Consider the following 25,287-nt stretch of genomic DNA (forward strand, 5'->3'; position numbering starts at 1 on the left):
GATCAATCCGTACTGTAACGCATTTGCTCTACGATTGAGTGCAAGGTGTGAATATCAAGATCTGCCGGTTTCGCACCTTGTGCAGTGTGTTCGCGTGTATGCAGCCTGGCCGGGTCACGCGGTACCGCCTCATCTGGCAACCGTGCGAATTTCAGCCGGGATGGAACCGGCGCCAGCAGACCCACCGCAATGCATTCTCCATTCTCAAGACCGCCAACATTTTCCAGTATACCCGGCGCGCTTTGCGGCGCTGTTTCCAGAAAATGATCCTGATCTGCCCTGCCGGGCAGACACATCGCCATATAATTATCAATGTGCTCCAGGGCGTTGGGAGAAACACCACGCAAGCGCGACGTTATAAGCCCCAGGCTGACGCTCAACTTGTTGCCTGCTTCGACAATGGCCCGTAGCGAGCTGCTGGAAAGAGGCGCTTCTTGTTTATCCGCAGGCAGAAACCGGTGCGCTTCTTCCAGAATAATCAACAAGGGTGTTGTATCCTTGCGTGCGTCAGCCAACAGCTTCGCAAAACGCGCGACACAAGACACAACAACTTCGGCAACTTCGTCTTCCAAACCACCAAGCTGCAGCACTGTTATGGACTTTCCCTCAAGGGGCACACGGAAGATACTCGCCAGAAGCTCTGTCAGAGTATCCTGCAGGGTAAGAGAGCCAAATATGGATTTATAGCGAGGCTCCTTGCTGAGTATGTCCAGTCTGGTTTCAAGGTGCTGAATGACTTCCAGCGAAAAATCATTGTTCACCTGAAGTACTTTCTTCAGATGAACCACAATATCGCCAAGACGATAAGGCACAGGTGTATCCGCCGTGATGCGCACGCCCTGTTCCGCTGCCTCTGCGGATGACGCAGAAGGGTTGGCCCGTATGTATTTTTTCTTCGCCGCTGAAATGGACTCGATCAGCAGGTCTTTTTCCTGCTCAGATAATGGCCCGGTTGCCTTCTCTGCAAGATAGACGAACTCGCGAAACGACAACATCCAGTGCGTCACCGTCCCGAGAGAAACAGGAACAATATTGGCCGCACGCCCAAAAGAGCGTGAATACTCGTTATGAACATCAATAATTAGTGTACGTACTGGAAATCTAGCCTTTACAAATGCCCGCGCCAGAACGGCAGCAGCAGCACTTTTCCCCGCACCAGGCGCTCCAAAAAGGGCAAAATTTTCCTGTAATAAAGCAGCCGGGCTCATCTGAGCGGTCATATCCGGCATATGGCTGATATGACCGACACGGAGCAGGTTTTCATCATCTGTCCGAAAGATACAGCGCAGATCGTTTTCAGCCAGCGCGGCAGCAACATCGCCCAACGAAGGCAATGCTGCAATCCCGCGCGTGAAAGAGCGCCGCCCTGATGTGGCGATCCTTATCTCTCCATAGAGCTCAACTTCGGCGATCAGGATACGCTCTTCCTCACTATCCATGCCTGGAGCGGGTGCAGAAAGGCCTGAAACGCCGGCAATGATTTCAGCATTCTTACTTTCTATGCAGATCATTCTGCCAACTCGGGGCATGTATTCTGCAGCAAAATCACGCCCCAGGTTAATCATCACAAGTACATTAGAGCCATTGACGGAAACCACCTGCCCCACCGGCATCCGGGGAGCATCAGCCGCGTCCTGCCACGTATTTTCCTGCGCCTCATTGCTCAGGGACTGTAGCATTTCCTCGGGTGACTGCGGGCGGGATTTATGTGAATTCGCTTGCATTTCTGTTACCCTTCTCACCCTGCAGCTCTGATCGCTGTGTTTTCTGCGCTATACTCTGCCGAGCCTTCAGCCGCGTCTTGCGCCCGCGCAATAGCAGGCAAGGCAAAACGAACAGTCGTGCCCTGCCCCTTTCGACTTTTCACATCAAAGCGCCCCCCATTCAGTTCAATAAACGCTCGCGCGATCGGCAATCCGATGCCTGCACCTTCAAATCGTCTGTGCAGGCCCTGATGGACCTGTTCAAAGGCTTTCAATGCACGCGCCAGCTCTTCACTGCTCATCCCGGCACCATTATCCTTGACGGCAATGTAAAGCCAATCCTGACTTCCGGTGCGGCGCCCTTGCCGCAACATCACATCAACCCGGCCACCTTCCTCACAATAAGTGATGGCATTTTCCAGAAGATGAGACAGCGCAGTATCAATCCTGTCCGGGTCAACATCTATTAGTGGTAGGTCCGGGTCATGGGACAAAGTCAGTTCAACACCTGCCGCATCAGACATCGGGCGGTACTTCTCGATGGAATGCTCGACCAGTTCCAGGGATACGATTTTCTGGCGAACAATCTTGGCGCCGCTTTCAGCTGAGGCCAGGTCCAGGATGGTGTTGATGTGGCCCAGAAGAAGATCAGAAGATTGCAGGATATATTCCAGATACTCCGTTGTCTGCTCTTTTGACAGACCATAGGTATCCGAGTCCTTCATCATGTTGGCAAAGCCGATAATTGCATTTAGCGGCGTTCTCAACTCATGATTCATATTGGCAAGGAATTCGCCCCGCGCCTTGTAGGCAAGTTCCGCTTCGATACGCGCCGCACGCAGGGCAACATTCGCGCGCCGCCTGGTCACCAGATCACGATACTGGCTGACATAGCTATCCAGAAACGTCGCTTTTTTGGCGGTGCGCCCGTAATACGTCTGCATATCCGCAATTCCTCTCAGAATTACGGCTAACCCGAACCTCTAAACGTCTGGTTAATGAATTTTAACCAACCATTACGAAAGACTTATGTCGCCGGTTTTGGGTTAACATCAGCGATAGCCTGCTCTTTGCGTTCAGCGACTTCCTGTGTAGCCTTGCTTTGCTTTTCCTTGCGGCGGGCGCGCTGTTCTTCAATATCAGGCGGCACATAAGCGAGGATAGTGTCACCCTTTTCTGGCTGCAGCGGCTGCTCCCTGCTGGCAACCATGACAATCCCCTTACGCTGCAGGATAACCGGCTCTCCGTTATGCAGGTCAGCCAAATATTGCTCGGAAGTATATTCCTCCGTGATTCGGGTTTTCTGGAAGAACCAGCCTTCGCGATGCCGCTGCTTCAGCTCATTAAGTGTCGGACCACTTTTCATGAACAGCCGCCCCTTGAGGCTCCGCGCAACAGACCGCCGTTCATTTTCAGAAGATGTAGAGTTGTTGATCTGGAAAATTTTGGCCCTGCCCAACTCTGGCGCAAGGTCTGTACAGACCAGTGAGTTGTGTGCCTCATTATCTCCAAGAGCAACCAGATATCCGAACTCATTCAGATCCAGATGATACTCTGTCACCTCAGAGAGAATCTCACCGAAGTAAGTCGGGACATTAGCCTGACGCGCCGGGCGCAGGGCTGCCCATCTGTCATCAGCAATGACAACCGGTGCGCCGAGTTCCTGAATACGCTTTGCAAATGCCACTGCCCAGTCAGATGAGCCAACGATCAGAAAACCCGGCTTCGCCTTTGACGCAAGCCCCAGCCACTTGCCGACCGGGGCAATGCTAAAGCCATGCAGGACAACGGTGGCGAAAACGATGGCAAAAGCCAGCGGCACCATGCGTTCAGCTTCCTCAAGGCCAGCTTCCGCCAGCACACCGGCAAAAAAGCCGGACACCGCAACCGCCACAATACCGCGTGGTGCAATCCAGGACGTCAACAGCCTTTCCTGCAAACTCAGCTCTGACCCCATCGTTGAAATCATGATCGCAAGCGGGCGCACGACAAAAAGCATGGCTGCAACAAACCAGAAGGTCTGCCAACTCAACGCCTCAGCAAGGGTTTCCCGGCTCAGGCTTGCGGTCAGTATCACAAATACACCGGACACAAACAGAACGGCGATATTCTCCTTGAAGTGGCGCAGGTCGTTGATACTGGGAAGTTTGGAATTTGCCATCGTGACGCCCATGGCCGTTACAGCCAGAAGGCCAGCCTCTTCCTGCAGCATGTTTGCCGCCACAAAACAGATCAAGACAATGGAGAGCAGCACCGGCGGTTTCAGATATTCCGGCACCCAGCCACGGTTGAACGCACTTGCTGTAAAGCGGCCAAGAACAACACCCCAGGCAATCGACATGACGGAGCCCAGAATGAGGCTCCCGGCAATTTCAAACGTCGTATGCGCGCCTGCATCGTAAGTTACATATTCGTAGACGATAACCGCCAGAAGTGCGCCAATCGGATCATTGATGATCCCTTCCCATTTCAGGAGTGCCGCCGGGCGGTGAGAGAGCCGCGCCTGACGCAGCAGCGGCAGGATAACAGTCGGTCCTGTTACAATAAGAATGCCGGCAAAAAGTACAGCAACAGGCCAGGACAGTCCGGCTGCATAATGTGCTGCCATCGCGCCAAGAGCCCAGGCAATGGGCACGCCCGGAAAAACCAGCCGCCAGACGCCTTCTGAAATACTGCCACGTATTTCCTCGAATTTCAGTTGCAGGCCGCCTTCAAAAAGGATGACTGCCACCGCAACGGCAATCATGGGGCGGTAAAACTCGCCAAAATCCTCTTCCGGATTGATCAACCCAAGACCAGGGCCAACAATCATCCCGGCAAGCGCCATCAGCACGATGGCAGGCAGGTGCATACGCCATGCGAGCCATTGCGCCCCAATACCAAGAAAACCAATCAGGGCGAAGCTGAGTACTAAGTTATCCATCTAACCTGCTGTAAATAAAACAACATCTCTGTTGATTGCAGTCATAATCAGGAATCCGAAAAGGCCGGTTTCCGTTTCTCGATGAAGGCTGTCATGCCCTCTTTCTGGTCATTCGTTCCAAACACGGCATGAAACGTCCGGCGCTCAAACAAGATACCTTCTTCAAGCGTGGTCTCATAAGCCCGGTTCACGGCTTCTTTGGCAATCATGACCACAGGCCGAGAGAATGAGGCAATCTTTTTTGCCGTCTCGACAGCGTCAGAGATCAGGCTGTCAGCAGGCACAATACGGGTCACCAGACCGCAGCGCTCGGCTTCCTCAGCATCCATCATGCGCCCTGTCAGACACATTTCCATCGCTTTGGACTTGCCAATGAAACGGGTCAGCCGTTGCGTGCCGCCAATTCCCGGAATAGCCCCAATCGTGATCTCTGGCTGGCCGAATTTGGCCGTATCAGCCGCGATGATGAAATCACACATCATGGCCAGTTCGCAGCCACCACCAAGCGCATAGCCCGCAACAGCGGCAATGACCGGCTTGCGGCATTTGGCCGTCTGTTCCCAGTCACTGACAAAATTCTGCGAGAAAGCCTCCATGAAGGTCTTGTCAGCCATCTCCTTGATATCAGCCCCTGCCGCAAAAGCCTTGGCCGAACCGGTAATGACAATCGCTGCAATATGGTCGTCAGCTTCAGCTTTTTTCAGCGCTGAATCCAGTTCTGTCATCAGCTGCTTGTTCAGGGCGTTGAGCGCATCCGGCCGATTGAGCGTAATCAGCAGAACCTTCTCGTCTTTCTTTGTCTCAATACATTCGTAGGTCATGAAATTTCCTTCGCTGCAATGATTGCTGGGCGCGCATAACGCCATATATGGGGGTAACGCAAGGCCAAGCTTATCACACTATGTAAACGCCCAAGGGCGGGTAAGTTGCATTTATTTTGAGTGACGCCCCTGCGAACGTCGCCTATAAGCGCAATTTGATCGAGGAGATGCCGATGTTATCCATATTAACTTCCCAGCCTGTTCTGGTGATCCTGCTGTTCATCGCGAGCTTTGCTGTGCTCAACTTCATCAGCAGCGGTCGTTTTGACTAGGCATATGCTTTGGGTGCGATACCCATTGGGTCGTAACCTTCCATTGATTCCAGATCAGTCAGGGCACGGGGTATGCTGGCAAATATTCTTTTCATAGTACTGGGGCTTGGCCTCCTCATCGTTGGCGGCGACCTTCTCGTGCGCGGCGCAGTAAGCCTCGCAAGCAGGCTCAATATTCCAACCCTGCTTATCAGCCTGACTATTGTTGCTTTTGGCACCTCTGCGCCTGAGTTCGTTGTCACTTTGCAGGACGTGCTGACAGGCGATGCGACCAGTAACGGTATTGCCATGGGTAATATCATCGGTTCAAATATCGCGAATGTGCTGCTGGTACTTGGTATGCCGGCTATTCTTTACCCCATAGCCATGAACCTGCCAGGCTGCAAACGCCATGCGACCGTCATGGTGCTGGCGTCCATCATGTTTGCCTATTTCGTATATGTGCTGGGCGCCATTGGTACCACCGCCGGCATCGTTCTGATGGGCAGTATATTTCTGTATATTGTCTATATTGGCTGGCGTGCGACACAGCCGGGCGGTGAAGAAGAGCCTGTGCTCGAAGACCTTGAAGAATTTACCGAGGACGATGCATTCTGGAAAACACCCGCCTTCCTCATCGCAGGTCTGATCGGCCTGCCCCTTGGGGCGAAGCTGCTTGTGGACAACGGTTCGGTCATCGCCAGTGAGCTTGGTGTGCGCGAAGAAGTTATCGGTTTGACGATTGTTGCGTTCGGAACTTCCCTGCCCGAACTGGCAACCGTGGTTGCTGCTGCTCTGAAAAAGCAGGCTGAAGTGGCGGTGGGCAACATCGTCGGGTCAAACATTTTCAACCTCCTTTTTGTCGGCGGCACGGCTGGCCTGGCCGGAACGTCATATTTTACAGATGCTGCACGCAGCATCGACATGCCGGTGATGCTGGCAAGCACAGCAGTTCTGGCAATCCTGATATTCACCGGGATGCGCCTCAACAGAGTACTGGCTGTGGGCATGTGCCTCGCTTATGTGGGATACATCATATTCATCGGATCGAAATCCGTTCTCATATGATGCCTGCCTTCTCATGACCGGTAATCAGCCCTCCAGAACCGCTCTTGTCACCGGCGGCGCCGTTCGTATCGGTCGACAGTTGGCCGTTGCACTGGCCCACGCAGACTATCACGTCATTATCCACTACCGCGCCTCGAACCTCGCTGCGGAAGAACTGGCAAATGAGATCCGCAAGAATGGCGGCGCAGCATCAACGCTTCAGGCTGACCTTCTCAACCGTGCCCATGTCGGACAACTGATTGCAAATGCGGGATCAAAAGCAAAAGCGCCAATATCTATTCTGGTGAACTGTGCCTCCGCCTTCGAAGATGACAGCGTCGAGACTTTCACGGATGAAAGCTGGGACACGCACATGGACGTACACCTGCGCACCCCCATGATGCTCGCACAGCGTTTTGCCCAACAAATAGACGCTGATGCAGACAATCAGATTATCAACATTATCGACCAGCGTGTCTGGGCACTCACGCCAAAGTTTTTCACCTACACGTTATCAAAAGCAGCTTTATGGACGGCGACGCAGACACTGGCGCAGGCTCTTGGCCCAAAAGGCATCCGGGTCAATGCGATTGGTCCCGGCCCGACATTGAAAAACAAGCGCCAATCGGACGAGGACTGGCAAAAACAGAACGACGCGACCATTCTGGGCTATGGTGCGACACCGGATGACATTGCAGCTGCTCTCCTGTATTTACTATCAGCTAAAGCAGTGACCGGACAGATGATTGCCGTTGATGGCGGCCAGCATCTTGCCTGGGAAACGCCGGATTTATTGGTGAACGAATAAGCATGGCTGAAAAGACGACAGAAAATCTGGCTGATCTGCGGCTCTACCAGGATCAGGCGACCCAGCCACAGCGTATCATCTTCGTGAAGGACTTGCGTGTTGATGCTTTTATTGGCGCCTATGAAGAAGAAATGGGCCAGTCGCAGCCGATTATCATCAATATTGAGATGCAAGTGACCGAGCCTTCAAACCCCGTGTCGGACCAGCTTGAAGACGTTGTCTGCTACAATCGGATCGTAAAAAATATTGATGCGATACTGGGCGAAGGTCATATCAAACTTGTCGAAACGCTGGCAGAGCGTATTGCGGCGATGTGTCTCGCACACCCCATGGGCCTTTCTGCCCGTGTGCGGGTGGATAAACCCAATGCGATTGCTGCGGCCGCTGGTGCCGGTGTCGAAATCCTTCGTCACAAGAAACGCTGAACAATCATCCAACTTCAAGGGAGTTACATCATGAAGTTCGTACATTTACTGATGCTGGGCATCGCAGGAGCAGCGCTGACTGCCTGCGGCGGTGAGAAAAGTACACCCGAGGCTATGGCCGAAAACGAGGACGTGACAGTAGAAGTTACCACTGAAGCTGTCGCAGAACCCTCCACCGCAATACCGGACCTGCCTGCATTGCCGGACATCTCGGAAGCACAATTCCGGGATTACCTGCAGACTCTGGCTTCTGACGATTTTGAAGGCCGCGCACCGGCCACTGCCGGCGGGCGCAAAACGGTCGACTGGCTTGAAGCGCGGATGCAGGAGATGGGGTTGAAGCCGGCCAATGGCGACAGTTACCGGCAGGATGTGCCGCTGGTTGAGATCACCCTGATCCCACAACAATCCAGTTTCGCAATCACAACAGCCGATGGGGCCTCCTCCGTTCTTCCATACAGGCAAGAAAGTGTCTACTGGACCAAACGCGTCGTAGAAGATGTCAGCTTTGAAGACTCAGAGCTTGTCTTTGTCGGCTATGGTGTCGTTGCACCTGAATATGACTGGAATGACTATGAAGGCGTCGACGTTTCAGGCAAAACCGTGGTCATGCTCGTCAATGATCCGGGATATGCCACACAAAACCCCGATCTCTTCAACGGTAATTCCATGACCTATTACGGTCGATGGACCTATAAATATGAAGAAGCGGCCCGCCAGGGTGCAGCTGCAGCCATCGTTGTGCATCAGACTGCGCCTGCCGCTTATGGTTGGGGTGTTGTCGAGGGTAGCTGGTCCGGCCCGCAACTGGACCTTGAGCGCCCCGACGGCGGCGAGAACAGAGTGGCGCTGGAAGGCTGGATTCAGGAATCCGTTGCAGAGCGTCTCTTTGCTGAAGCGGGCCTCGACTTTGCGCAAGCACAACAAGATGCCCTTTCCCCTGATTTCACGCCTGTGCCCATGACAGGCCTGACTGCCAGCGGCAAGATCAAGAACAACATCAACCGCAATTCATCACAGAATGTTGCCGGCTATATTGAAGGTGCGAGCGCACCAGATGAGTATATTCTGTATATGGCGCACTGGGATCACCTTGGCCGCACATTTGCCGCTGTTGGTGGCGGCTCTGGCGATGGTGACACTATATCCAACGGCGCGGTCGACAACGCCACTGGAACGTCAGGCATCCTGAATATTGCACAGTCTTTTGCTGATGCGGACATGCAACCGGAACGCTCCATACTTTTCGTTGCCGTGACAGCTGAAGAATCAGGCCTTTTGGGGTCAGCCTATTACGCTGAAGATCCGCTCGTGCCCTTCAGCAAAACTGTTGGCGGCATTAACATTGATGCCATGCTCTCCGGTGGGGTCAGCAAGGATATCACCGTCATTGGCTACGGCGCTTCCGAACTGGAAGACCTGCTGAAAGCGGCAACAGACAAACGCGGCATGTATCTGCGCCCTGACCCTGAGCCTGAAAAGGGCTATTTCTATCGCTCAGACCACGTCTCATTGGCGAAAAAGGGTGTACCCATGCTCTATTCCAAAAATGGTATCGACCTGGTTGTCGGTGGCGAAGCTGCCGGTACGGCTATCAGCGAAAACTACCGTGCAAATCTCTATCATAAGCCGGCGGATGAATATTCCGAGGACTGGGAAGTAGGCGGGATCATGACAACACTGGAAATCCTGCGGGATGTCGGCGGCTATATGGCCTACTCTGACATTCAACCCAACTGGTATGATGGCAACGAGTTTCGCGCCCTGCGTGATTCCCAGATGGGTAACTAGATAATTAAGAGGCTTCCCAGTACGACTGACGCATTGTGGAAGCCTCAACTATAGCCCCTTGCCCGCCGCGACGATGCTGGTGAAACCTGTGCATCTGTTGCCTCGACATGAAGCTGCTTATAATGGCTTTATCTCATTCAGGCAGCGCCCTATTACTTTCTTGTGACCAATCAATCTTCCAATCAGGAAACACAAAGCACAGACAGCGCACCTTTACACGGCGCTGAGCTGATTGCGGCCAAGGTCAAGCTGCTGCCTGACAGGCCCGGTGTCTATCGGATGCTCGGGGCAGAACAGGACGTGCTATATGTTGGCAAGGCACGATCACTCAAAAAGCGCGTCGCCAGCTACACCAAGCTTGGCGGACATTCCAACCGGATCATGCGGATGATATCCCTGACCCGCAGTATGGAATTTGTTGTCACCGAGACAGAAACAGAAAGCCTGCTGCTTGAAGCAAACCTCATCAAGCAGCTGAAACCCAAATTCAATGTGTTACTGAGGGACGACAAGTCTTTCGCAAATATTCTCATCGCGACAGACCATCCCGCACCACAAATCGTAAAACACCGTGGCGCACAAAAACGCACTGGCCACTATTTCGGTCCGTTCGCCTCGGCAGGTGCCGTCAATCGCACCATCAACACACTGCAAAAGGCTTTTTTATTAAGAACCTGTACGGACAGTTTTTACGAAAACAGGTCACGCCCCTGCCTCCTGCACCAGATCAAGCGTTGTGCCGCTCCTTGTGTGGGATTGGTCACTGATGATGAATATGGCGCGCTGGTGGCGGAAGCCACAGACTTTCTGCGCGGCAACAATTCCAGGATCCAGAGCGAGCTATCGCGGGAAATGGAACAGGCTGCTGCCGAGCTGGATTTCGAGAAAGCTGCGGGGTTGCGCGACCGGATCAGGGCGCTCACCTTCGTACAAGGAGCGCAGGATATTAACCCCGGCACAGTGACGAATGCGGATGTATTTGCAATCCATTGCACTGGCGGCCAGTCCTGCGTGCAGACTTTCTTTTTCAGGGCGGGGCAGAACTGGGGCAACCATTCATTTTATCCCCGACATGCCGCGGAAGACTCACCAGCAGATATTCTCGGGGCATTTCTGGCCCAGTTTTATGAAAACCGTGACGCACCGCCACTGATCCTCTTGAGCGAGAAAATCGCTGAAGCCGACTTGCTGTCTGAGGCCTTGACGATCCGCTCACAGCGTAAAGTAGATGTGCACACGCCTCAACGTGGTGAGAAGCGCGATCTTGTGCAACACGCCTTGATGAACGCGCGTGAAGCGCTGGGACGGCATTTATCGGAAAGCGTTGCCCAGAAAAAACTCATGCGACAACTTGCAGACAAGGCCGGTATGGAGACACCGCCGACCCGGATCGAGGTCTACGACAACTCGCATATCTCCGGCACCAATGCTGTTGGCGGTATGATAGTGGCGGGTGAAGAAGGCTTCAGGAAAAATCAGTACAGAAAATTCAATATAAAGTCGGATGATCTGGCACCCGGCGATGATTTCGGAATGATGCGTGAAGTGCTGACACGACGTTTTTCCCGGTTATTGAAAGAAGACACGCCGGGATCTGAGACATGGCCCGATCTGATTGTCATTGACGGCGGCGCTGGTCAGCTCTCCGCTGCCAGAAAAGCCATGCAGGAAACAGGCATTGATATTGGCCCTGACACTGAAACGGGTCAGATCATGCTTATCTCAGTCGCCAAGGGACGCCGGGAAGATGCACAGGGCAACAAACGCACAGATCGCACTATGGGCGCCACAGGGGAGCAGTTTTTCGTCACCGGCAAGGAGCCGTTTACGCTGCCACCACGCGACCCCGTCCTTTATTATCTGCAACGCCTGCGTGATGAGGCACACCGATATGCCATCGGCTCTCACCGCGCACGACGCAAGCAGCAATTAAGCAGCAGCCCACTGGACGAAATTGATGGTGTGGGCGGAAAGCGCAAACGCGCCCTGTTGCTGCATTTCGGCTCCGCAAAAGCTGTGTCTCGGGCCAAGGCAGAAGACCTGGCTGCGGTAGAGGGTATTTCCCAATCTCTTGCCCGGCGAATCTACGATCATTTTCATGGTGATGGCTAAGCACCAAAAAGTGAAACCGGGCCGGGCAAAGGCTCGAAAGATCAGTGCCCGGCCTCAGTGATACCTATTCCTGGCCTTTGCGGCCTCCACCTTTCCTGCCGCGTCGTTCGTTCATCGCGGCTTCAGCTTCAGCCTTGCTGATTGCCCCGTCACCATCTGTATCCAGTCTTGAGAGCTTCCGGTTCTCAGCGGCCATGAATTCCTCACGTGAAATCACGCCATCATTATCGAGGTCAATTTCAGATTTTCGGGCCTGCCGCCTCTCTTCACGTTGCAGTTCGCGTTGGTTTTTCATCGCCGCACGATCCTGTTCTGTCAGATAGCCATCGCCATCCATATCCATGCGGGCGAAAGCAGCGTCACGCATGGCGGCCTGCTTTTCTCTGGTAATAAGCCCGTCACCATTCGTGTCAGCTTTCTAGAACCGGTCACGGTCCTGTCTCGGGCCCTTTTGGCCTTCTTCTGCCTGTGCCACAGCGGCACCCAGCAAGAGGCTCCCCGCACCAGCCGCCAATATGAGGCCTGTTATTTTTCCTGTTTTCATCATCTCGTATTCCTTTCAAAAATGGCAATGTTCCCACCATCACAGGCTTGAACGGATGGCGTGCCCTTGACCCGTCGCGGATTACGCAAACTTCACGAAACGGTCAGTTTCTGCGGGAAAGCTCTAGCCGGTTCCAAAGAACTGGATACATGATGAAACCCTTTACGCTTGCCCCTATCAAGCTGATAGGATTTGCACTGTCTCATTGATTCATCGCCACAATCGCCCTAGCTGTTGGCCGTGGTAACGAGGAATTATGTCCCATGACACTAGTTAAATCACTTATTCTGACCTGTTCAATCGCTGTACTGCTCGCAGCTTGCGGTGGTGAGAAAACAACTGAAGAAAAAATCTCCGATGCGGCAAAAGAAGCGGAAGAAACTGTAACCAAGGCTGTTAACGACGCAGAAGAAACTCTTTCCGATGTTGCCGACGACATGCAGGAAACACTGGCTGCGGCGACGGAGCCCGCTCTGTGCGAAGGTTTTGGCCCGCAAACACCGCGCGACATCGCAAGTGCCACAGGCACCAACGAAAACAAGTTCACAATGGCACCTGCCTCGACTGAAATGAACCTGTGCAATATCCACACACACACCAATGCCGAACATAAAGCACCGGGTTTCAGTGTTTATGTCGGAGACGGCGTGAATGGCGGGTACGCCTGTAACGGCACATCAGCGCTGACAGAAGCTGAACTGGCGATGCCGGAAAGCAGCGCATATGGCGATGTGAAGCCAGGTGATACGATTGAAGTTCACTGGGTTCACACTTCCTGTGACATCCAGCCGGGTGAAGGTCTCGGCTCCTGCCTCAGCGACACTTGCGAAAACCCGCTTCTGCGTGTCGAAGCACAAAGCTTCCTGGTCGTGAATGACCCGAATGCGCTTGATTTCACAGACTTTGGTTATGCCGGTCCTGGTGAAGGGCTGCACCAGCCAAAAGCGCTGCCAACGGGCACAGGCACACCTGTAGTCTTCCGTGGCTCAACGACTGGCCCGTCTTATACCCAGGCCGTTTGTTCACCATTGGAAGTGACATGGAGTGTCCGCCCGAACTGCGCCAAGGTTGACATCAATTCCCTGAACCGCTCGGCAGAACAGGGCAATGTATTCAACGAGACCAAGTCTCATGGTGTGCGCCAACTGGTGACAGCACCGGAGCTTCTGTCTGAAATCGAATAAGGCAATTTCAGCCTCCGGGACCAAGACGTCCCGCCAGCTGAATTCCTGCGATACCAAGCGAAGCAAACCCGCCCTTAAAGGGGCGGGTTTCTTTTTGCTTTCAACCAGCTTGGAAACCCGCGAACACGGTTAATGTTGACATAAAAGAAGGGAGACTTGCGGCATGGATGTCGAACCATCTGAACAGCTCGCACTCTATGCCTGTGACGTGATGTCAGATGGCAAAGTTGAGACTGTGCCTGGAGAGCCCCCCGAAACCAATGTGCCGAGCGGTGTCGCTTATCGCTGGATACACATTGACCTCAATCATTCGCAGGCGCGCAGCTGGATCGCTTCAACCTGTGATCAGTTTGTTACCGAGGCGCTGACCCGGCAGGACACCCGCCCCCGTTGCACACGCCACGCTGGTGGACTGATCCTCATTTTGCGCGGCGTCAACCTCAATCCAGACAGTGATCCGGAGGACATGGTGTCAATTCGTTTGTGGGTCACAGAAAACCTCATCATCTCGGTCCGCTTGCGGCGTCTGATGGCTGTTGTTTCATTGCGTGACCGCATGGATGCAAATGATCCGCCTCCAACCACAGCAGACTTTATCAGCTATCTTGCTGCCGGTCTGACTGAAAAAATGGATCCGGTTATCACCAGCCTCACAGACAAAACCGATGAACTGGAAGATCGAAGCATCGAAAATCAGACCGTTATGCGTGCCGACCTTTCAGAATTGCGCCGTACAACGATCATCCTGCGGCGTTACGTTGCCCCGCAAAGGGATGCCCTGAACAGGCTCAGCATGGAGCCTGTCAGCTTCATAACTGATGAACAACGTATTGCCGTGCGCGAGACCGTCGACAGAATTATGCGCCTTGTGGAGGAACTGGAAGCCCTGCGAGAGCGCAGCATTGTTCTGTACGAACAGCTTTCAGATAAACGGGCTGAAGAAATGAACCGCAACATGCTCGTCTTGTCTGTGGTTGCCGCGGTATTTCTGCCGCTTGGTTTCCTTACCGGCCTCCTAGGAGTTAATATCGGCGGCATACCAGGAGCGAATGTTCCGTGGGCATTTGGCGTTTTCAGCGTTTTCCTGATACTGATTTCCACAGCGCTCCTGTGGTACTTCCGCAAACTGAAATGGATATAATGTGACCCGGTTATTTCTCCTGATTTCACTGGTTGTCACTTTTCTCCAGTCCACCGCTCTGGCGCAGTCAAATCTTGAAGCTATTCGCGCGGGTATCGAAGCGCGCACGCAAGAGCTGCGAGAGATATCCCGTCAACTGGAAAATCCTGAGGCTGATCTGGTGGCCCTGCGCAGCCAGACGCGCGACCTGCAGCGTGAAGGAGAATTACGCACCGGGCCCTTACGCGAACAGGTCGCAGAAATTCGCGCTGACCTGCAGCGACTGGGGACTGCCCCTGCGCAAGACGAACCACCTGAATTGCCGGACATCGCGGCCGAGCGTATGCGCCTGAATGAAGCGTTGGCTTTTTATGATGGCTATTTACGGCAATCTGATCTGAACATCGCAGAGGCGGAAAGGATGGTCGAGGACATCTCTGCCAGGCGCAAAGATCTTTTTTATCAGCAACTCTTTACGCGCGATGCATCACCCCTATTACCGGCAAGCTGGCAGGCATACCGGGTCGCCAGTATTGAAGGGACGCAAACGGTCCTGACAAATTTTAGCACCTGGTATAACAAGGTGAACACGGAAGAACGCCTCGTACCCACACCGGCCAGCCTGACCCTTGGCATCGTGTTGGCTCTGGCCCTGTTTATTCCAATTCGGCGCCGCCTCGACAGGGAAGTTACAACACGCATGGCCCGGTCCGAGCCCCTGCCCTCACGCCGTGTTCTGGTAGCCGCCGCACGCGCGTCAGCACGGGTTATTCCCGGGCTGATTGGTTTGTATATCATCACCGAAGCGCTGCGCTTGAACGGCGTGCCCGATGAGGGCAGCGAAGGCCTGTTCAACGTGATCTGGTTTTCGATTGCAGCACTGCTGCTGGTAGACGGCGCTGTGGTCGGGGCTTTCTCCTTTGGCCAGCCACAATGGCGTGTCCTGCCCATCAAGCCCTCCTCGGGGCCACAACTTCGTTTTGCCTTGATGGCCGTCGTCGCGGTGCTCGGCATCGACAGGGTGCTGGCCAAAATCGCTGTCGAGTTCAGCAACCAGAGTGCTGCTGTCACGTCATTGCACAGTGTCAGCACAATTTTACTGGGGGCATTGCTCCTGTTCCTTTGCCGACGCACATTATGGGGCATTGCCCCGTCTTCAGAAGCCAGTGAAGACACACCTGCCAAAGGCGAAAATAAGGTAGCACGCAGAGCCCGTCACCTCACCCGCTTTGCCGCTTTCGCCGCAATTCTGGCTGTCGTGCTCGGATATATTTCGTTCGGCCATTTCCTCACGACACGGGTCTTTGCGCTTGCGGGCCTGGCAGCGATGATCTGGGTCTTGCGTGCCTTATTGCGGGAAGTGGTTCGCCTTTTTGATCGGAAATTTTCCAGCATAAGAAAGTCTGATGACGATCAGGAAAACCTGCTTTACTTCTGGCTCTCTCTCAGCATAGACGTAGTTTCCCTTCTGGCGTTCATACCACCCGCACTTATCATTCTTGGTGCAGACTGGCTTGATGTACGTGATGGCGTAACTGACGCGTTTTTTGGCTTCGACATTGGCTCTGTCCGGATTTCCGTGGCCAACATTCTCACGGCTGTCGCGCTTTTCATCGGGGTCATGTACGCAACCCGTATCTTCCAGAAAGCGGCTGAAACAAGGATCTTCCCACAGTCTCGAATTGATGCGGGCGTGCAGAACTCACTGCGGACACTGATGGGATATGTTGGCCTGGTGATCGCTTTTACCGTAGGCGTAAGTACACTCGGATTTGACTTGTCCAATCTCGCAATTATTGCCGGCGCTCTTTCCGTCGGCATTGGTTTTGGCTTGCAAAGCATCGTCAACAATTTCGTATCCGGCCTGATCCTACTCTTTGAGCGCCCCATCAAAGTGGGGGACTGGATTGTCACAAGTTCCGGTGAAGGATATGTCAAACGCATCAGTGTACGCTCCACTGAAATCGAAACCTTCGACAGATCCTCGATTATTGTTCCCAATTCAGAGCTGATCTCCAGCGCGGTCACAAACTGGACGCACAAGGACAAGATTGGTCGCGTGATTGTACCTGTTGGTGTTTCCTACGACTCTGATCCTGACAGGGTTATTGAAATCCTGACACAGGTCGCCAAAGAAGATGAGCTGATCCTTGATAATCCACCGCCGTTGATCACCTTTATCGATTTTGCGGACAGCTCCCTTAACTTCGAGCTGCGTGGCTTTATTCGTGACATCAACAGTTCACTGACGACTCGCACAAGGTTGCGGGTCGCTATCTTCAAGAAACTGAAGGAAGCCAATATCGAAATTCCATTCCCGCAGCGCGATCTGCACATCAAACGGACCGGAAATTCTCTCGAAGTCGCTGAAGAGACTACTGAACCGGCGTCCTGATATACGCTTTACGGGTTTCGCCGGGCCCGACCGAATTTTGGGGACGGAATATCGAAAACAATGGCCGCAGCTCGCGCCGCAAATGTCAGCAATACAGAGACCGGTGCCGCTATGCCCTCATCAAGCCCTGTATAGAGCAGCAGCATATAAATGCCCGCCCCCAACAGCGCTGCAGTGGCATAAATATCCTGCTTCAGAATAAGTGGTGGCTCGTTCAGCAAAACATCTCGCACGACCCCGCCAAATGTCGCCGTGATTGCGCCCATAAAAACAGCGATGACCACAGGCGCCTGCAAGGCCAGCGCCGCCTGCGCCCCAAGGATCGCAAAGACCGCCATGCCAAGCGCATCAGCCCAGATCAATGCCTTCAACCGGTTCGACAGGAGCGGTTGAGCCAGTGTCGCGACGATTGCGCCGGCGAGGCAGATAAACACAGCCGAGGGATCGCGAATCCACCACACAGGAAAAGCGCCAAGCATGACATCGCGGATCGTGCCACCGCCAACGCCGGTGACAAAAGCGATCAGCGCAACGCCAAAAAAATCCATATCGTTGCGCAGGGCTGTCAGCGCCCCAGAAATGGCAAACACGAACAGCCCGAAAATGTTCAGATACTGAAAGACGATGATATGATCGACAGACATAGCCATTCTCTTGTTTCAAGGCCGTGATTAGCGCCAGCTCCCGGTCAGAGCAAACAGATTAAATCGCCACGTACACCATCCATGCCCCGGTGCTGTATGCGCCGCTTGCCAAGGCTGTCACTGCATCTTATATTTATAGGACAAATGAACTTTCGGGGCGGGGTGCAATTCCCCACCGGCGGTAATGCAGCAGGAAATATTCCAGTGCTGACAAGCCCGCGAGCGGAAGCAGAAAGCCGAATGGCTTGAAGTGGATGCAGGATTTCGGTGAGAGTCCGAAGCCGACGGTATAGTCCGGATGGTAGAAAGTTCGAGGCAGGACAGCACCCGGAATCCGGGAGTTGATCCTTATTGCGGAAACTGTGTGCACACTTTTGTGTGTACGCGACTGCAATCGCCTTTGCGCCCTGAAAGTCTGACAGACGAGGCTTTTATGGGTGATGACACCCGATACATGATGCGCGCGATTGATCTCGCCAAAAGGGCTGAGGGGTACACTTCCCCTAACCCGATGGTCGGGTGCGTGCTTGTCCGGGAGGGTCGGATTGTTGGCGAAGGCTTTCATGCGCGCCCCGGCACAGCCCACGCAGAGGCGAACGCCTTGCGTTCAGCTGGTGATGAAGCGCGCGGCGCAACGGCCTATGTGACGCTTGAGCCCTGCAATCATCATGGCAGCAATCCCCCCTGCTCAACCGGGCTGATCAAGGCCGGTATTGCAGAAGTCGTTTATGCCGTCCCGGACCCGAACCCGGTCGCTGCTGGCGGTGCTGACGCCCTGCGTGCTGCAGGCATTACTGTCAGGACGGGCTTGTGCACGGATGAAGCCAGACATCTCATTCGTTTCTGGTTGCATCACATTCAGCAAGGCAGCCCTTATGTCATCGCCAAATTCGCCGCGAGCCTGGATGGCAAGATCGCTACGCGTGGCGGCGAATCTCAATGGATCACGTCCGATGCCGCACGCTTGCGCGGACACGACCTGCGCCAGGCCTGTGACGCCATTATTGTCGGTGTAGATACAGTTATCGCCGATAACCCGAGCCTGACGGCAAGACCAAACCTGCCCGCCGGCCATCGCGACGCAGCCCATCCCTTGCGGGTCATTCTGGATTCAAGCGGACGGGTGCCGATCGAGTCCAAGGTGTTCCGCTCAACAACACCGGGCAAGACACTGCTGGCCACAACTGCCGCCATGCCAGCCTTGAAAGAACAGGCGCTGCGTGCACGCGGGGTCGATGTTGTGAGATTGCCAGCTTCCGCGACCGGGCGCCCAGAGCTTGAGGCATTACTCGAAGCGCTACATACGCGCGGCGTTCTGTCCTGCATGGTTGAAGGTGGCGGCAAGACACTGGGTAGCTTTTTTGATGCACAACTGGTGAACGAAGTCTGGGCTTTTATCGCCCCACTCGTCATTGGCGGCAACGCCCCTGGCCCTGTTAGCGGTGTCGGAATAGAGTTTCTGCGTGACGCGTTCCGTCTACAGAACACAGAAATTGAAAACCTTGAAGCGACAATGCTCATGCGCGGACAGGTTGTTGCAAAGTCTATGGAGGCATCATGTTCACAGGCCTCATAGAAGAAATCGGCCAGATCGCTGATATTTCTCAGACCGACGGCAAATATACGTTGGCGATCAGCGCCAACACGGTTCTGCAAGATGTGGCTATTGGTGACTCAATCGCTGTCAACGGCGTCTGCCTCACCGTTACACGTCACACTCATGAGCTTTTCACAGTCGACGCCGTGCCGGAAACGCTGGCCCGCACAAATCTTGGAGATCTTGTGACGGGCGGACGGGTCAACCTGGAGCGCTCCGCGACACCGGATACCCGACTGGGCGGTCACTATGTTCAGGGGCATGTAGATACGACAGGGGTGATAGACAGCTTTCGTCAGGACAGTGAAGCAATCTGGGTGACGATAAAGACTGACCCGGCAGTGATGAAGTACATTGTCACCAAGGGCTATATCACCATTGATGGCACAAGCCTGACAGTCGTCGATGTTGGCCCTGACTGGTTCAACATTACGCTTATTCCGCACACACAGGAACACATTACCCTGCCTGGCAAATCTGCTGGAGACCGGGTCAATCTCGAAACAGATATTATCGCCAAGTATGTCGAGAAACTGCTTGGCACAGCAATGCCAATTCAAGCGCAAGGAGACCACCATGCCATTAGCTAATCTGGAAGACGCCATCGCAGATTTCCGCGCGGGCAAATTCGTCATTATTGTGGATGACGAGAGCCGCGAAAATGAAGGTGATCTGGCTTTCGCAGCAGAGTTGATCACGCCAGACGCGATCAATTTCATGGCCCGTGAAGGACGGGGACTCATCTGTTGCGCAATGTCTGGCGAGATCATCGACCATTTCGCCCTGCCCCTGATGGTCGATCCAAAGGATAATCAATCAGGTTTTGGCACGCCTTTCACGGTTTCAGTGGAAGCTGCCACAGGAGTCACAACCGGCATTTCTGCACATGACCGGGCGCGCACCATCCAGGTACTGATGGACCCAATGAGCAAGAAAACAGATATTGTCATGCCAGGCCACATGTTCCCTCTGCGCGCGCGCGACGGCGGCGTTCTGGAGCGTGACGGCCAGACAGAAGCCAGCGTTGATCTGGCGAAGCTGGCTGGTTTGCGCCCTGGTGGCGTTATCTGTGAAGTGATGAATAATGACGGCACTATGGCGCGCCTGCCAGACCTTGAAGAATTTGGCGCGAAACACGGTATCAGGATTATTTCAGTTGAACAGATCCAACGCTGGCGACGGGAGACGGAAGCTGTATTCCGGGCCGCTGAATGAGAACCGAAGGATTGACCACCGCAATAGAAGGTGTGCATGACGGTGAAGGCCGCCGCATCGCCATCATCTTTACACGATGGAATGATGAAATCATCTCCGAGATGCGCACTGCCTGTCTTGATACCCTGAAAACCCAGGGTGTCACCAAAGAAAATATAGAAGAAATCATCATCCCCGGCGCTTTCGAGTTTCCCCTCACCTGCACATTGGCGGCGGAGAGCGAAAAATTTGATGCCGTTATTGCGTTGGGCTGCGTCATCCGTGGTGAGACGCCGCATTTTGACTATGTGGCTGGCGAAGCAGCACGCGGCATTACATCCGCCTCCTTAAGCGGCAACACACCTGTTATTTTTGGTGTGCTGACGGTCAATACCGAAGAACAGGCCTGGCAGCGGGCCGCCCGTGACAAGGATAACAAGGGCGCAGAGTTTGCCCTGGCAGCGCTGGAGATGGCGGCTGTAACCGAAAAATTGAAGAGAGTATAAACATGGCTGAAGGATCAATCATGAGTGAAGAAATGTTGAGACGCCCTGATCGCGCTGAAGCAGAAGCAGCAGTGCGCACTTTGCTTGCCTATATCGGTGATGACCCGGCCCGCGAAGGATTGATCGATACGCCCAAGCGTTTCGTCAAGGCGTATGACGACTGGTTTCAGGGGTATAATGAAGACCCTGAAGCCGTGCTGTCACGCACTTTCGAGGAACTTGAAGGATATGACGACATTGTTCTGATGAAGAACATTCGCGTGACCAGTCACTGCGAGCATCACGTCGCCCCCATTATCGGGACAGCGCATGTTGCTTACCTGCCGGACACCCGTGTGGTTGGAATTTCCAAGCTGGCCCGACTCGTCGATATTTATGGCAAGCGTCTGCAAAGCCAGGAAATTTTGACCAACCAGATCGCACAAACACTGGATCGTGTATTGAAACCGCGCGGTGTCGCTGTGCTGGTTGATGCAGAACATCAGTGCATCTCGACCCGTGGCATCAACAAGACTGGCGTTTCCTGCGTGACACGCTGTTTCACCGGGGCTTTCAGGGACGCCGCGATGGAAGACAGGTTCTTCAGACTGATTAAATAAAGTATGGAAAGGAACAAATGGGCAAAATTTACGAAGAAATAGATGAGCGCTGGGCGTCTTTCATCAAGGCCCAGAAAATGTTCTTTGTGGCAACAGCCCCGCTGGCTGCCGATGGCCATGTCAATGTTTCTCCCAAAGGGTATGACACCTTTTCCATCATAGATCCGCTGACCGTCGCTTATCTGGACATCGGCGGCTCCGGCATCGAAACGCTGTCTCATGTGCAGGAAAACAAACGGATCACACTCATGTTTTGCGCGCTGGAAGGCGCAGCGAAAATCCTGCGACTTTACGGCGAAGGCGAAGCCATCGACTTCAACCATCCTGAGTTCAACGACCTCATGAAATTGTTCCCTGCCCATGACAGAGCGCGAAACATCATATGTGTGCGTGTGACGCGCATTCAGGACTCCTGCGGCTGGGGTGTGCCATTCTACGAGTTCAAATCAGAACGCGACCAGTTGAAGCGCTACTACGCCGACAAATCTGCTGGTGACATCGAAGCAAAGTATTATGTATCGAACGCGGCAAGCATCGATGGCCTGCCGGGTATCGAAAAGCCGGAATAATCGCAGCAGACCTTGTACATTTCGTAATTTTGGGGCGGCACCAGACGTGGCCTAGTATAAGATGAATGAGATTATACGAGGGATCCCCATGACACGTTTTTCTGAGACACTGCGTTCGCGCAGCAGCCTGCTTGCAATCTCACTGGCCGCCTTGTCACTAGCAGCCTGTGGTAACAGCCCTTCAGCGGACAATTATCAAGAACCAGCTACGCCGGAAATGACTGATACTAGCAGCCAGCTTTCCGTGGCAGTAGAAAAATATGAACTGGAGAACGGCCTTGATGTTGTTCTGCATGTAGACAAATCTGACCCGGTGGTCGCAATCAATCTGGCCGTGCATGTCGGTTCGGCGCGTGAATTGCCAGGCCGCACAGGCTTTGCCCACCTTTTCGAGCACCTGCTTTTTCTGGACTCTGAAAATCTCGGCTATGGCGGCCTTGATGAAATGAATACCCGCATTGGCGGCGAAGGCACCAACGGCTTCACCACCAACGACATGACCCAGTATTTCCAGGCTGTCCCGGCAGATGCGCTTGAAAAAATCATCTGGGCAGAAGCCGACAAGCTCGGCTATTTCATCAATACAGTGACAGAAGATGTTATCATCAATGAAAAGCAGGTCGTAAAGAACGAAAAGCGTCAACGGGTCGATAACCAGCCATATGGCCATAATTTTTATGTCATTGGCAAAGCCATGTACCCTGAAGACCACCCTTATAACTGGCAGGTAATCGGCTCACTGGCAGACCTCGAGGCAGCAAGCCTTGAAGACGTACAGGCATTTTATCGCCGCTGGTATGTGCCCAATAACGTCACCGTCACCATCTCCGGTGATTTTGACCCGGCCGAAGCGAAGCGACTGGTTGAAAAGTATTTTGCTGAAATTCCGCGCGGAGAAGAGATTGAACGGCAAGAGCCCCGTGCAGCGCAGCTGGACGAAAATATTTCACTCTACCATGAAGACAGCTTTGCAACCGTTCCCCTGCTGACCATGGTCTGGCCAGGAGTCGAGCAGTTCCACCCGGATAGCTATCCGCTGGAGATTCTCGTTGCCTATCTGTCAGAGGGCAAGCGCGCACCCTTGAATGAAGTCCTCATTGATGAGGAAAAACTCACCTCGGATGTGAGCATGTTCAACAGCACGTCAGAACTTGCCGGTGAACTCTACCTCTTTATCAACTCGAATGCGGGGGAAGACCTCGACGGTCTTGTCCCGGCGCTGCAGCAGGGCCTGGCGCGCTTTGAAGAAAACGGCATTTCCCAGGAAGACCTGGATCGGATCAAGGCAGGTTTGGAAGTTGATTTTTACGACAACATCCAGAGTGCTCTGGGCAAGGCAATTCAGCTCGGTGAATATAATCTGTTTACGGGCGACCCTGGCTATATCAACGAGGATATCAGCCAGATGCTTGGCGTGACCACGGAAGATGTCATGCGCGTCTATAATACCTACATCAAGGACAAGCCATTTGTCGCGACCAGTTTCGTGCCTGAAGGTAAACTGAAACTGGCGCTGGAAGGCGCAACACAGGCTGAAGTGGTAGAAGAGAAAATCGTTCAGGGGGCGGAAACAGTTGCAGAGTTCGATCCCACGATCCGCAATTTCACTCCAACACCCTCCAGCTTTGACCGGACAGTGGAGCCGCCATTCGGGGAGCCTTACGACCTGAGCTCACCGGAAGTCTGGCGAGATACACTGGGCAACGGGATTGATGTTTACGGTATCGAGAATACTGAAACACCCCTTGTCTATTTCTCTCTGGCCATTGGTGCTGGTCGCGAACGCGGTGACCCGGCTAAGCCTGCGGTCGCCAATATGACCGCCGATATGCTTGAAAAAGGTACAGCCGGCAAAACGACAGCCGAACTGGAAGACGCGATTAACATGCTGGGCTCTTCCATTCGTATAAATGAAGGCAGCTATGGCACGTTCGTACAGGGCGAGACGCTCGCGCGGAATTTTGACGAGACTATCTCACTTGTTCAGGAAATGCTGCTCGAACCCCGCTGGGATGAAGAAGAATTCGAGTTGTTGAAACGCCAACGGATCAATGAACTGGAACAGGCCGCCGGCAGCCCGAATGCGATTGCTGCCCGCGAGTCAGCGCAACTGCTTTACCCTGACGATCATATGTTCAGTTATCGCCCCTATGGCACGATTGAAAAACTGGAAAAAGTCAGCCTGGAAGACCTCAAAGCCTTTTATGCAGCAAACTACACCCCCGCTGATGCCAGGCTTCAGGTGGTTGGTGATGTAACGTCTGCGGATGTTTCATCAGCCTTTGATGGGCTGGCCACACGCTGGACAAAACAAGGCCCGGCGGCCGTATCTCTGCCGTTGGCTGCGGAGATTACGGAATCGCAGATATTCTTCTATGATATTCCGGGCGCCAAGCAGTCTGTCATTATCGCTGCGCGTCCATCTCTGGCGGCAACAGATGACGACTATCCACTGGCAGAAGCCATGAACTTCCTGCTGGGCGGTATCTACACCTCAGAGCTGAATACAGAGCTGCGGGTCAATCGCGGTTACACTTATGGTATCCGCTCCGGCTTTAGCGGCGCGGAAGACCGGGGCACATTTGCCGTGCAGACCAGTGTCCGCTCAAATGTGACAAAGGAGTCCATCGAACTGATCCGCGATATTCTGGCCAGTTACGGTCCTGAATTCACTGAGAATGATCTTGAGATCATGAAAGGTGCTCTCTTGCGCGGACTCGCGCTGGAAACAGAAACACTGGGCGATAAACTGGGCCTCCTCGACGACATCAGCACTTATGGCTATCCGGAGGACTACCTGGCCAGAAATGCGGAACGCGTTGATGCCATGACCCTCGATGACTTCAAATCGCTGGCTCAGAACTATCTGCGACCAGATGCCATGAACTGGCTTGTCGTCGGGGATGCGCAAACGCAGGCCCCGCGCATGGAAGATGTTGGCTTTGGGGCACCTGTGATGCTGGAAACCGACCAGTAAAAAAATACTGCCCGGGGCATGGGCTTTATAATCGCCCTGACAATGGCCAATTTATGCGCCTTGATTCATAACGAATA

22 protein-coding genes and 1 riboswitch are annotated in these 25,287 nt (G+C 53.8%); of the genes, 15 read left to right on the plus strand and 7 right to left on the minus strand.

Translation table 11 applies throughout. The features are described 5' to 3' along the window. Positions 1 to 2 precede the first annotated feature (2 nt). The 4 genes from RAL90_RS08505 to RAL90_RS08520 form a co-directional block, all read right to left on the minus strand. The gene (locus RAL90_RS08505; protein ID WP_306249597.1) at positions 3 to 1,724 is read right to left on the minus strand and encodes an ATP-binding protein; all 1,722 of its coding nucleotides are present in this window, start codon (positions 1,722 to 1,724) and stop codon (positions 3 to 5) included. A gap of 14 nt (positions 1,725 to 1,738) precedes the next feature. Beyond that, entirely contained in the window at positions 1,739 to 2,647 is a 909-nt protein-coding gene (locus RAL90_RS08510; protein ID WP_306249599.1) for a sensor histidine kinase KdpD, read from the minus strand. 83 nt (positions 2,648 to 2,730) lie between these two features. Continuing rightward, positions 2,731 to 4,626 carry a sodium:proton antiporter gene (locus tag RAL90_RS08515; protein ID WP_306249602.1) on the minus strand — a complete coding sequence of 632 codons (1,896 nt, stop codon included), beginning with the start codon at positions 4,624 to 4,626 and terminating at the stop codon, positions 2,731 to 2,733. Between the two features lie 47 nt (positions 4,627 to 4,673). After that, entirely contained in the window at positions 4,674 to 5,447 is a 774-nt protein-coding gene (locus RAL90_RS08520) for an enoyl-CoA hydratase (protein WP_306249604.1), read from the minus strand. Between the two features lie 344 nt (positions 5,448 to 5,791). Between RAL90_RS08520 and RAL90_RS08525 the strand changes: the two genes are divergently transcribed. From RAL90_RS08525 to uvrC, 5 genes are all read left to right on the plus strand, one after another. Beyond that, entirely contained in the window at positions 5,792 to 6,766 is a 975-nt protein-coding gene (locus tag RAL90_RS08525; RefSeq protein ID WP_306249606.1) for a calcium/sodium antiporter, read from the plus strand. A 13-nt stretch (positions 6,767 to 6,779) separates the two neighbouring features. Beyond that, entirely contained in the window at positions 6,780 to 7,553 is a 774-nt protein-coding gene (locus RAL90_RS08530) for an SDR family oxidoreductase (protein ID WP_306249608.1), read from the plus strand. Between the two features lie 2 nt (positions 7,554 to 7,555). Beyond that, positions 7,556 to 7,978 (plus strand): dihydroneopterin aldolase, encoded by a 423-nt coding sequence (gene folB / locus RAL90_RS08535; protein WP_306249610.1) that lies wholly within the window; start codon positions 7,556 to 7,558, stop codon positions 7,976 to 7,978. Positions 7,979 to 8,008: 30 nt separating this feature from the next. Beyond that, the gene (locus RAL90_RS08540; protein ID WP_306249612.1) at positions 8,009 to 9,769 is read left to right on the plus strand and encodes a M28 family metallopeptidase; all 1,761 of its coding nucleotides are present in this window, start codon (positions 8,009 to 8,011) and stop codon (positions 9,767 to 9,769) included. Positions 9,770 to 9,931: 162 nt separating this feature from the next. Continuing rightward, the gene (gene uvrC / locus RAL90_RS08545; RefSeq protein ID WP_306249614.1) at positions 9,932 to 11,881 is read left to right on the plus strand and encodes an excinuclease ABC subunit UvrC; all 1,950 of its coding nucleotides are present in this window, start codon (positions 9,932 to 9,934) and stop codon (positions 11,879 to 11,881) included. Between the two features lie 64 nt (positions 11,882 to 11,945). On the opposite strand, the gene RAL90_RS08550 is transcribed toward uvrC, so the two are convergent. Both RAL90_RS08550 and RAL90_RS08555 read right to left on the minus strand, forming a co-directional pair. Further along, a complete protein-coding gene (locus RAL90_RS08550; RefSeq protein ID WP_306249616.1) occupies positions 11,946 to 12,248 on the minus strand; it encodes an EF-hand domain-containing protein in 303 nt (100 codons plus the stop codon). A gap of 51 nt (positions 12,249 to 12,299) precedes the next feature. Continuing rightward, entirely contained in the window at positions 12,300 to 12,428 is a 129-nt protein-coding gene (locus RAL90_RS08555; RefSeq protein ID WP_306249618.1) for a hypothetical protein, read from the minus strand. 434 nt (positions 12,429 to 12,862) lie between these two features. Between RAL90_RS08555 and RAL90_RS08560 the strand changes: the two genes are divergently transcribed. The 3 genes from RAL90_RS08560 (at position 12,863) to RAL90_RS08570 (ending at position 17,124) form a co-directional block, all read left to right on the plus strand. Next, positions 12,863 to 13,609: a delta-class carbonic anhydrase gene (locus RAL90_RS08560; protein WP_372340459.1), complete on the plus strand. Its 747-nt coding sequence runs from the start codon at positions 12,863 to 12,865 to the stop codon at positions 13,607 to 13,609. 163 nt (positions 13,610 to 13,772) lie between these two features. Next, on the plus strand, positions 13,773 to 14,750 hold the full coding sequence (locus RAL90_RS08565) for a zinc transporter ZntB (protein ID WP_306249622.1): 978 nt from the start codon (positions 13,773 to 13,775) through the stop codon (positions 14,748 to 14,750). Position 14,751: 1 nt separating this feature from the next. Continuing rightward, positions 14,752 to 17,124 carry a DUF3772 domain-containing protein gene (locus RAL90_RS08570; protein ID WP_306249624.1) on the plus strand — a complete coding sequence of 791 codons (2,373 nt, stop codon included), beginning with the start codon at positions 14,752 to 14,754 and terminating at the stop codon, positions 17,122 to 17,124. Positions 17,125 to 17,132: 8 nt separating this feature from the next. On the opposite strand, the gene RAL90_RS08575 is transcribed toward RAL90_RS08570, so the two are convergent. Next, a complete protein-coding gene (locus RAL90_RS08575; protein ID WP_306249626.1) occupies positions 17,133 to 17,768 on the minus strand; it encodes a trimeric intracellular cation channel family protein in 636 nt (211 codons plus the stop codon). Positions 17,769 to 17,912: 144 nt separating this feature from the next. Further along, positions 17,913 to 18,082, plus strand: a riboswitch (FMN riboswitch). A gap of 119 nt (positions 18,083 to 18,201) precedes the next feature. On the opposite strand from RAL90_RS08575, the gene ribD reads away from it, so the two are divergent. The 7 genes from ribD to RAL90_RS08610 all read left to right on the plus strand — a co-directional run bounded on the left by ribD (position 18,202) and on the right by RAL90_RS08610 (position 25,210). Then, positions 18,202 to 19,344 carry a bifunctional diaminohydroxyphosphoribosylaminopyrimidine deaminase/5-amino-6-(5-phosphoribosylamino)uracil reductase RibD gene (gene ribD, locus RAL90_RS08580; protein WP_306249628.1) on the plus strand — a complete coding sequence of 381 codons (1,143 nt, stop codon included), beginning with the start codon at positions 18,202 to 18,204 and terminating at the stop codon, positions 19,342 to 19,344. Beyond that, positions 19,326 to 19,955, plus strand: a complete 630-nt coding sequence (ribE, locus tag RAL90_RS08585; RefSeq protein ID WP_306249630.1) for a riboflavin synthase — start codon at positions 19,326 to 19,328, stop codon at positions 19,953 to 19,955. The genes ribD and ribE overlap by 19 nt, the downstream gene beginning before the upstream one ends. Continuing rightward, the gene (gene ribB, locus RAL90_RS08590) at positions 19,942 to 20,580 is read left to right on the plus strand and encodes a 3,4-dihydroxy-2-butanone-4-phosphate synthase (RefSeq protein ID WP_306249632.1); all 639 of its coding nucleotides are present in this window, start codon (positions 19,942 to 19,944) and stop codon (positions 20,578 to 20,580) included. Before ribE ends, ribB begins: the two co-directional genes overlap by 14 nt. Next, positions 20,577 to 21,065 (plus strand): 6,7-dimethyl-8-ribityllumazine synthase, encoded by a 489-nt coding sequence (gene ribH / locus RAL90_RS08595; protein WP_306249634.1) that lies wholly within the window; start codon positions 20,577 to 20,579, stop codon positions 21,063 to 21,065. The genes ribB and ribH overlap by 4 nt, the downstream gene beginning before the upstream one ends. A gap of 2 nt (positions 21,066 to 21,067) precedes the next feature. Continuing rightward, positions 21,068 to 21,664, plus strand: a complete 597-nt coding sequence (gene folE, locus RAL90_RS08600; RefSeq protein WP_306249636.1) for a GTP cyclohydrolase I FolE — start codon at positions 21,068 to 21,070, stop codon at positions 21,662 to 21,664. 17 nt (positions 21,665 to 21,681) lie between these two features. Further along, a complete protein-coding gene (locus RAL90_RS08605) occupies positions 21,682 to 22,233 on the plus strand; it encodes a pyridoxamine 5'-phosphate oxidase family protein (RefSeq protein ID WP_306249638.1) in 552 nt (183 codons plus the stop codon). 88 nt (positions 22,234 to 22,321) lie between these two features. Further along, positions 22,322 to 25,210, plus strand: coding sequence for a pitrilysin family protein (locus RAL90_RS08610; RefSeq protein ID WP_306249639.1), 2,889 nt, complete (start codon positions 22,322 to 22,324; stop codon positions 25,208 to 25,210). The last annotated feature ends 77 nt before the right edge of the window (positions 25,211 to 25,287 follow it).

The organism is Parvularcula sp. IMCC14364 (genome assembly GCF_030758415.1).
GTDB lineage: Bacteria > Pseudomonadota > Alphaproteobacteria > Caulobacterales > Parvularculaceae > Aquisalinus.

Bases quoted from the DNA above. Each gene is read 5' to 3' on its own strand.
- ribE (WP_306249630.1), top strand. From the start codon at position 19,326: ATGTTCACAGGCCTCATAGAAGAAATCGGCCAGATCGCTGATATTTCT.
- RAL90_RS08505 (WP_306249597.1), bottom strand. From the start codon at position 1,724: ATGCAAGCGAATTCACATAAATCCCGCCCGCAGTCACCCGAGGAAATG.
- ribD (WP_306249628.1), top strand. From the start codon at position 18,202: ATGGGTGATGACACCCGATACATGATGCGCGCGATTGATCTCGCCAAA.
- RAL90_RS08565 (WP_306249622.1), top strand. From the start codon at position 13,773: ATGGATGTCGAACCATCTGAACAGCTCGCACTCTATGCCTGTGACGTG.
- RAL90_RS08610 (WP_306249639.1), top strand. From the start codon at position 22,322: ATGACACGTTTTTCTGAGACACTGCGTTCGCGCAGCAGCCTGCTTGCA.
- RAL90_RS08530 (WP_306249608.1), top strand. From the start codon at position 6,780: ATGACCGGTAATCAGCCCTCCAGAACCGCTCTTGTCACCGGCGGCGCC.
- folE (WP_306249636.1), top strand. From the start codon at position 21,068: ATGGCTGAAGGATCAATCATGAGTGAAGAAATGTTGAGACGCCCTGAT.
- folB (WP_306249610.1), top strand. From the start codon at position 7,556: ATGGCTGAAAAGACGACAGAAAATCTGGCTGATCTGCGGCTCTACCAG.
- RAL90_RS08605 (WP_306249638.1), top strand. From the start codon at position 21,682: ATGGGCAAAATTTACGAAGAAATAGATGAGCGCTGGGCGTCTTTCATC.
- ribH (WP_306249634.1), top strand. From the start codon at position 20,577: ATGAGAACCGAAGGATTGACCACCGCAATAGAAGGTGTGCATGACGGT.
- RAL90_RS08550 (WP_306249616.1), bottom strand. From the start codon at position 12,248: ATGCGTGACGCTGCTTTCGCCCGCATGGATATGGATGGCGATGGCTAT.
- RAL90_RS08540 (WP_306249612.1), top strand. From the start codon at position 8,009: ATGAAGTTCGTACATTTACTGATGCTGGGCATCGCAGGAGCAGCGCTG.
- RAL90_RS08515 (WP_306249602.1), bottom strand. From the start codon at position 4,626: ATGGATAACTTAGTACTCAGCTTCGCCCTGATTGGTTTTCTTGGTATT.
- RAL90_RS08510 (WP_306249599.1), bottom strand. From the start codon at position 2,647: ATGCAGACGTATTACGGGCGCACCGCCAAAAAAGCGACGTTTCTGGAT.
- RAL90_RS08520 (WP_306249604.1), bottom strand. From the start codon at position 5,447: ATGACCTACGAATGTATTGAGACAAAGAAAGACGAGAAGGTTCTGCTG.
- RAL90_RS08525 (WP_306249606.1), top strand. From the start codon at position 5,792: ATGCTGGCAAATATTCTTTTCATAGTACTGGGGCTTGGCCTCCTCATC.
- RAL90_RS08560 (WP_372340459.1), top strand. From the start codon at position 12,863: ATGCAGGAAACACTGGCTGCGGCGACGGAGCCCGCTCTGTGCGAAGGT.
- RAL90_RS08555 (WP_306249618.1), bottom strand. From the start codon at position 12,428: ATGATGAAAACAGGAAAAATAACAGGCCTCATATTGGCGGCTGGTGCG.
- ribB (WP_306249632.1), top strand. From the start codon at position 19,942: ATGCCATTAGCTAATCTGGAAGACGCCATCGCAGATTTCCGCGCGGGC.
- RAL90_RS08575 (WP_306249626.1), bottom strand. From the start codon at position 17,768: ATGTCTGTCGATCATATCATCGTCTTTCAGTATCTGAACATTTTCGGG.